At 35.3% G+C, this 7,556-nt stretch carries 10 protein-coding genes and 2 tRNA genes; 10 read left to right on the forward strand and 2 right to left on the reverse strand.

Translation table 11 applies throughout. The features are described from left to right. Positions 1-309: 309 nt before the first annotated feature. The gene (locus DM84_RS03540) at positions 310-843 is read right to left on the reverse strand and encodes a hypothetical protein (protein ID WP_250778366.1); all 534 of its coding nucleotides are present in this window, start codon (positions 841-843) and stop codon (positions 310-312) included. 240 nt (positions 844-1,083) lie between these two features. On the opposite strand from DM84_RS03540, the gene DM84_RS03545 reads away from it, so the two are divergent. The 7 genes from DM84_RS03545 (at position 1,084) to fmt (ending at position 5,265) form a co-directional block, all read left to right on the forward strand. Further along, positions 1,084-2,271, forward strand: coding sequence for an MFS transporter (locus DM84_RS03545; RefSeq protein WP_250778367.1), 1,188 nt, complete (start codon positions 1,084-1,086; stop codon positions 2,269-2,271). 54 nt (positions 2,272-2,325) lie between these two features. After that, positions 2,326-2,631: an integration host factor subunit alpha gene (locus tag DM84_RS03550; RefSeq protein WP_250778368.1), complete on the forward strand. Its 306-nt coding sequence runs from the start codon at positions 2,326-2,328 to the stop codon at positions 2,629-2,631. Further along, positions 2,624-3,004 carry a MerR family transcriptional regulator gene (locus tag DM84_RS03555; RefSeq protein WP_250778369.1) on the forward strand — a complete coding sequence of 127 codons (381 nt, stop codon included), beginning with the start codon at positions 2,624-2,626 and terminating at the stop codon, positions 3,002-3,004. The genes DM84_RS03550 and DM84_RS03555 overlap by 8 nt, the downstream gene beginning before the upstream one ends. A gap of 148 nt (positions 3,005-3,152) precedes the next feature. Further along, positions 3,153-3,596 carry a PAS domain-containing protein gene (locus tag DM84_RS03560; RefSeq protein ID WP_250778370.1) on the forward strand — a complete coding sequence of 148 codons (444 nt, stop codon included), beginning with the start codon at positions 3,153-3,155 and terminating at the stop codon, positions 3,594-3,596. Between the two features lie 157 nt (positions 3,597-3,753). Further along, positions 3,754-3,951: a 50S ribosomal protein L35 gene (gene rpmI, locus DM84_RS03565; protein WP_250778371.1), complete on the forward strand. Its 198-nt coding sequence runs from the start codon at positions 3,754-3,756 to the stop codon at positions 3,949-3,951. Between the two features lie 20 nt (positions 3,952-3,971). Beyond that, complete coding sequence (gene rplT / locus DM84_RS03570; RefSeq protein WP_250778372.1) at positions 3,972-4,337, forward strand: 50S ribosomal protein L20; 366 nt, start codon at positions 3,972-3,974, stop codon at positions 4,335-4,337. 19 nt (positions 4,338-4,356) lie between these two features. Next, positions 4,357-5,265, forward strand: coding sequence for a methionyl-tRNA formyltransferase (fmt, locus tag DM84_RS03575; protein WP_250778373.1), 909 nt, complete (start codon positions 4,357-4,359; stop codon positions 5,263-5,265). A gap of 63 nt (positions 5,266-5,328) precedes the next feature. Here fmt and DM84_RS03580 read toward each other — a convergent pair whose 3' ends face one another. Then, entirely contained in the window at positions 5,329-5,805 is a 477-nt protein-coding gene (locus DM84_RS03580) for a hypothetical protein (RefSeq protein WP_250778374.1), read from the reverse strand. 193 nt (positions 5,806-5,998) lie between these two features. Here DM84_RS03580 and carA point away from each other — a divergent pair, with 193 nt between their 5' ends. The 3 genes from carA (at position 5,999) to DM84_RS03595 (ending at position 7,415) form a co-directional block, all read left to right on the forward strand. Then, on the forward strand, positions 5,999-7,144 hold the full coding sequence (carA, locus tag DM84_RS03585; protein ID WP_250778375.1) for a glutamine-hydrolyzing carbamoyl-phosphate synthase small subunit: 1,146 nt from the start codon (positions 5,999-6,001) through the stop codon (positions 7,142-7,144). Between the two features lie 112 nt (positions 7,145-7,256). Further along, a tRNA-Tyr gene (locus DM84_RS03590) sits at positions 7,257-7,339 on the forward strand. A 4-nt stretch (positions 7,340-7,343) separates the two neighbouring features. After that, positions 7,344-7,415 (forward strand) — tRNA-Gly (locus tag DM84_RS03595). Positions 7,416-7,556 lie beyond the last annotated feature (141 nt).

The following is a 7,556-nucleotide window of genomic DNA, read 5'->3' on the forward strand; positions in this document are numbered from 1 at the left end:
AAATATTATAGCTTAGACTAGTTGCGTTTAAAAGCAGCTAAATTGCAGCGTTTAAAGCATAAAAACGCCAATACTAAAAATAAATACCGACCAGGGTTTCTTTTGCTTTTTTTCTCATTTGGTAAATTTCTTAAGCATAAAAGTTATGCCAACTTTCATTATTGGGGACTCGAACAAGATACATAGCAAGTTCGCTAATCGTGGGGAAACTTTTTAATTTACCATTGGGATTTGGTATTGCCAACTTAAGTTGCGATACTCTTTTCGTTTAGTCCAAAATGGGATACAAAAAGAGTATCATTGTATATATCAAGCAAGACCTAAATAATTAAATACCTTTCCAATATATGATGTATTTTGAACTTCTGTACTAGGTAACTTTCCCTTATCTACAAACTCGAAATTATCTTTTTCAGAAAACAACTCATGTGTTATTTTTGCCAGTGCCATTAAATCTTTTCCCCCATAAGACAAAGAAAGAGCTGCATATTGCCTTATAAGCTGATTATCATCAACAGATTGAGTGAAATGGTGAACAAATTGAACGAAATCAGATATTTTTTCTTCCAATTTCCTTAAGTTTTTCACTAATTGCTTCTTTTCCGGCAATGTTATAATACACTCCTCATGTTTTAGCACCTCTTTTTCTGATATATTACCAAGGTCATTAACAAACTCACGCGTTATTTGCTCTAGCCCTATTAAATCTATTTCTGTCTTGTATAGATTCAAAGCTGGATCCTGTTCATCACCTATAGACTGATTATACTTATCAGAATATTTAATAAATTCACTAATTATCTCTCTTAATGCTTCTAAATCCTTTATATAATCTGCGTACATGTTTAATTCTAATATTAATGAACTAAAACAATTATATTAGTAAAATATTTAATAGTCAATTTATTTCTTAAAATTTTTAGATTTTCTTTTGATTTTATATCAGAATAGATATATAAAACTTTAAGACATAAAGTGGTAACTTATGTTAGTTGATACTTTAATATTCGATTAAGTGTCATCAAAGAGTTATGGTCTCAAAAGAGACTTAGTATCAATAAATTACTTGTAAAAGCAAATCTTATGGAAAGCAAGGCTAAAGCTTGGTTCGTTTGGCTGATTGGTAACTTGATTGTTATATTCAGCAACATGCAGATAATTTATACTTTTATAAGCGTAGACCTTGAAAAGGAACTTGGGCTCACGATTGCGCAAGTTGCACTGGCAAATTCAGCTTATAATTGGACTTTTGCCATTTCACAGTTTTTTAGTGGGGCAATGTTTAATACTTTTTCCAGCAAAAAAATTTACTTCTTCTCATTATCAACTATGATCCTTGGGTTTCTTGTTCTCATTAATAGTGAAAACTTCTCCCATTTGATTTTATCTCAAGTATTGATTGCAATTGGAGCGTCATTTGGCTTTGTTGGGGCTGCTCATATAAGTAGTACCTGTTTTCCCGTTGCCCAATTTGGGCTGATGTTCTCACTGGTACAGACAATTTCAAGCCTTTCTGCACTGGTAATTCAAATATTGTTCTCTAGCTTTCTCGCTGAAGGTATATATTGGAAAAATCTGATTGTGTGCATAATACTACTTGGCGTGTCAATATTTGTACTTATGTTCTTCTACCCAGAAGCACTCTCAGAAAGAAGTTTAGAAAAATACACAATAAAAAGCTCCATAAAAACGGTAATATGTTCTGTGCTCACAGTGCTAAAACTAAAAGATATCTGGATAACCTCAATAGTGGGTGCTATTACTTTTGGAACATTTTTAGCGCTTAACACCTTATGGGCACCGAGGTTGTTGAGCAACTCAGAACTTGATGCAATGGGCTCAGGTATAGCAACTGCAGTGTTATGGCTTGGTCTTGCAATTGGTGCACCGATTGCAGATCAAATCTCAAACTTATTTGAAAATAGAAAGCATGTAATCTCCGCTTTCGCTCTGCTACAGGGCGTTTCGATTATTATTTTACTATGCAGCCATTTGACGGTTCATATCGTATATTCTTGTATGTTGATGTTTGGGTTTTTTGCGGGAGGACATATGCTTAATTTTACTGTTGGCAGTGAAATTGTAGAGCGAAAACGCATTAGTACGTCGTCATCTATTATCAATGGATTTATGTTTATCGTGGGTGGAATTATAGCGTCAACACTAGCACTTTTTACAGATCATCAAATGGCGCTTCTTACAATATTTGCAGCATTAGCAGCTGCCAGTATTTTAAATTATGCTACAAAAGAGACATACCCTAAAAAATAAAGTAGCTGAATCTTGAGTCAATTGTTATATTATATTCACATATTATAATAAATTATGGGTTACGTTGCGATAAAAGATATGACAGTAACTAAAGCAACAATAGCTGAGGACATAAATCGAGAAATTGGTTTATCAAAAGAAGACTCTGCTGCGATAATAGACGATATATTGGATGAGATAAAGGCAGGCTTAGTGAAGGATGGAATAGTCAAAATATCATCCTTTGGGACGTTCTTGGTTAAAAAAAAGAAGGAAAGGCCAGGGAATATACCAAATACACCAAAAAAAGTAGTAATTCAGGCAAGAAATTCAGTTTCTTTTAGACCTTCAAAAGTGATAAAAAAATTAATCAATGAATAAGGAAAAATTACTCTACACGATCGGAGAAGTAGCTGAAGAGCTGCATGTGGAACAGCATGTTTTAAGATTCTGGGAGAGTCAATTTCGTCAAATTAAACCCATAAAACGTAGGGGAAGAAGGCTATATGATCATGAGTGTATAGAGGCTATAAAGAAAATAAAGTATATGTTATATGATAAAGGGTATACAATAAAAGGAGTGCAAAAAGAGTTTAATAATGATGTAAAAATCGATCGCGGCTCAAAGGATTTATTACAAGAACTTACCGACCTAAGAGACTATTTAATCAGTAAAATAAATAGTGAAGAAGGTAGCCGTAAGCGCAGTGTAGATGTATGTCATATAGCCGGAGAACCAATCAAGAAAGTGTGAGCTCACGTTAAAGAATGGTTAAAAAGGTACCCATGTAAATTCCCAAACATTACTGGAACCCTCTTAATACGTAACTTGCGATTAAGAAAAAATCAATACATTCACAGTAGATTCAGCTTATATCTATGTTTTTTGTGTGGATGTTGGAATGGAAATTTACGCAGGCAAAGAAAGAAGAATAGCAAATGTAGTGACTCAGCACTGGAGTGAAATAAAAGGGTCAGATAGAGACTGGCCAGAAAGGCATGAAATAGATACTGCCGAAATAATGGAATCTTGGCAGCATTGTTTTATTATTGAAGTTAATAACCGAGGTTATATCTGTGAAAATGCGGGAGAAAAGGCTGTTGAGTTCTATGGTTTTGAAAAGAACATGTGCATTGATAGTAAATATGCAGTAGATGCACCGTTTTTGCGACTATATAAAGTAGACGCAGTTATTGATAAACTCGATGCTGTAGTAGATAGCAAGTGCCCAATCAACGAGGAAGAAGAAAGCGAAAGTGTTAAAATGAGGCAAGTATTGTTGCCGCTTGGAGATAGAGAAGGTATAACGCATATATTGGGTGTAATTACATTTAAGCTTCTTTAATATGCAATTTTAGCTTGTATTGTAGTTTCAGATTACATATTATAGTAGTATTGTAGTTTGTAAGTTGCAATACTATTTAATTCTTTAATAAGATTGTTTATATTACTAACTAATTACTACTAAAGAATTCGGTGATAATGTTTGTGAATTTAAGAGAATGAAATTGAAAACCAAATCTTCCGTTAAAAAGCGCTTTAATCTTACAGCTAAAGGCAAGGTTATTTCTACTCAATCAGGCAAAAGGCATGGCATGATAAAGAGGAGTAAATCCAACATCCGTAACCAGCGTGGTACAACGATTCTTGGTAAATCTGACTCGCGTATAGTTAAGCTTTACATGCCTTATGGTATTTAACAAAATGGAGGTAAAATAAAATGGCTCGGGTAAAACGTGGGGTTACTACTCATGCTCGTCACAAGAAAATATTAAAGTTAGCAAAGGGCTATAGAGGGCGTGCAAAAAGTTGTTACAGAATTGCTTTGCAAAGGGTTGAAAAAGCATTACAATATGCCTACAGGGACAGAAGAAACCGCAAGCGCGATTTTCGCAGCCTGTGGATAATACGTATCAACGCAGCAGTAAGAGAGCATGGGCTTACTTATGGTAGATTCATGTATGGCCTCACACTTGCTGGAATTAGTTTAAATAGAAAAGTCCTTGCTGAAATGGCTGTTAATTATAAAGGTGATTTTGCAGAGCTAGTAGAAACTGTAAGCGGCAAATTAGCAGAAGATTCTTGATTTCTTTAAGCAAAGCAGCATGAGAGTTGTTTTCATGGGGTCACCAGAATTCGCTGTTGGTGCGTTGAGCTTGTTATTGAAGTCAGAGAATAAGATAGTAGCAGTATATACCAAGGCCCCAAAACCTTCGGGGCGTGGACAGAAACTGACGAAATCTCCAATACATGTTATTGCTGAAGAAAATGGCATAGAGGTGTGCATTCCTACCTCTCTAAAATCTTCGGCAGAGCAAGAACAGTTTAGAAGTTTCAAACCAGATGTTGCAGTTGTTGCTGCGTATGGGTTGATACTTCCAAAAGAAATTTTGAGTGTTCCTAAATATGGTTGTATTAATATTCATCCTTCGCTGCTGCCTAGATGGCGTGGTGCAGCTCCCATACAGCACACAATTTTGGCGGGAGACCAGGAGACTGGAGTTAGCATTATGCAATTGAACGAAGGATTAGATTCTGGCCCTATTTTAAAACAGAAAAAATTTCTGATTGAAAAAAACGACAATTACAGGACATTGCATGATAAACTGTCTGCGCTGGGTAGCAATTTACTGATGGAAGTGTTAAATGAAATTGAAAAACAAGTTCCTTCAGAACAAAACGATGATAATGCGTGCTACGCTGATAAAGTGGAAGACTATAAAATTTATGCGAGTGATACTTGCGAAGTTGCTTATAGGAAAGTTAAAGCATTTTATCCCAAAGCGTTTATCAAAATAGGGAATAAACGTTTCAGAATACTGGATGCTGACTTTGAATTAAATGCTTCTTTAGCTTCAGCGCAAGGTGAGATTATTAATGATAATATGTACATAAGTTTGAGGGGCGGCACTTTAATTCCTAAAGTTGTGCAAATGGAAGGAAGAAACCCCTGCAACGTTGAAGATTTTGTCCGTGGGTTAAAATTTAGCATGATAAAAAAGCTTATAGAGTAAATAAAACCCCTGCAGCTAGCCTGTAGTGGAAAAACACAGGCAGGCAATGCGACATAAGATGAGCTACGCTTGGCGGCTTTGTTGTGGAATAAGCTTTTCGATATTACTAACAATAAAGTCAGTTGTATTTTCAGCTATTTCATCTAATTTGTCATTTATGTCTTTACCTATTTTTTCATCTTTAAAACACGCGTATAGAACTAAAGCGGCTACAGCTGCACATGTTGCAGTTAAACCAATTTGTGCTATGGTGAATAGCGATAGGCCACCTACAAATATAGATAATAATCCAATAGCTAGGTTTATAATTTTGCTTTGTGTTGTTTGGTTTTGATCTTCCTGTTTATCTTCTAAGACTTTAGATATTGTTTTTGAAGCAACTTTCATTGCTATTGCTACAACTGGAACTATAATTAGTCCTATAGCTATTTTTGCTAAAAGAAGAATTGACGGTAGCATCATTACAAGTAATAGTGAGCCAGCCCCTATAGCCAACCACTTCCCATTTATTTTTTTAGATTGATTCCCGCTATCAGGCATTGTAACCCTCCACTTTATTTATATTTAACACGAAGTGCGAAGGTGGTCAAGATATATTTTATGTGAAAGAATTTATTGTAAAGGGTTTTTATGTTATTCTCTGTTAACTTATAGTTAAGTTTAAAGTTTTAGAAGGAGTTACGTATTGTTTAGAATCTTTGTATACTGTTTTGGATCAGTTAGAGAGAATTGAGTGCAAGATGCAGTTTTAGTTTTACAAGGTGGTAAGTACTTTTTAGGAAAATCAGTAGGTAAGAAAGGCAAGTGCATAGGTGAGATCTGTTTTACCACTGGTATCACTGGTTACCAGCATACTATAACTGACCCCTCTTTTGCCGATCAAATTATAACGTTCACTTTTCCTCATATTGGCAACATTGGGATAAACAGCAAAGATAATGAAGGAGGAAAAGAAATTTTTGCAAGTGGTGTGATTATGCGTGAACTTTCTTCTGCATCTCATCCTTCATCATGTATCAGCTTAAATGATTGGTTGGAGAGAAATAATGTAGTTGGAATATCAGGAGTTGATACTAGAGCCTTGACGAGGCATTTGCAAAAACATCGATCCCAAAGTGGGATTATATGCCCATTGACCTGCTCTCCGATGTGTGGCGCTGGAATCTACGATGACCAAACTACTCTTGTAATAGAGGATCTGCTGGATGAATTGAAGAAATACAAACCTTTAAATGGAGTAGAGATAATCAATAAAGTCAGTTTAAGTAATAGCTTTAGAAACGATCTTAACGCAAAATACAAAGTTGTGGTGGTTGATTTCGGTGTGAAGGCTAGTATAGTTTCGCGCTTAATAGAACTTGGTTGCGCAATTGAACTGATTAAGCCAGATAAAGGTTTTGCTCAGAAAATATTAAGTATGGATCCAGATGGTATAGTACTTTCAAATGGTCCTGGTGATCCACAAGAAATAGGAGAAAGTATGATTCTAGAGATAGACGTTATTATAAAATCTAAAATACCAGTCCTTGGTATATGCATGGGTCATCAATTGCTTGCAATTACTTTAGGGGCAAAGACCTTCAAGATGAATGTTGGTCACCGAGGAAGTAACCATCCAGTTTATAATGTAAATGACGGAAAAGTTGAGATCACCAGCCAAAATCATGGATTTGTTGTTGATTCATCTTCTCTACCAAGTGACGTTGAAGTTACTCATATTTCTCTGTTTGATAATAGTGTAGAGGGAATAATGATGAAGAATTACCCGGTTTTTTCTGTACAATACCACCCAGAAGAAGCTCCAGGTACGCACGATTCACATTATCTATTTAGGCACTTTATTAACAATATTGAGTTACATAAAATGAAGTCTGCATAATTTTAACCTGGCAAGTTTTATTGCTTGATTTTTTAGTCTTAGACATTTAATATTAAATATAATGAAAGATTAAGTTAAAATACTGGGGTAATGCTCTCTTAACAAATTTTGTGGAGGAGTGACCGAGTGGTTAAAGGTAACAGACTGTAAATCTGTCCGCGAAAGTGTACGTAGGTTCGAATCCTACCTCCTCCATTGTGCGGGTATAGCTTAATTGGTAGAGCTCTAGCCTTCCAAGCTAGTGGAGTGGGTTCGAATCCCACTATCCGCTCTTTTTTTTTGTTGTGTTTTTATAAAATCAACATATTATTTATTTATGTATTTGTATTTTAGGTAGAAAAGTTTAGATTATGACACAAGTAGTAGAAGCATTTGGCAAGCCGCATGTGAATGTGGGGACAATAGGGCATGT

It is taken from the genome of Wolbachia pipientis (assembly GCF_023661085.1).
Taxonomy (GTDB): domain Bacteria; phylum Pseudomonadota; class Alphaproteobacteria; order Rickettsiales; family Anaplasmataceae; genus Wolbachia.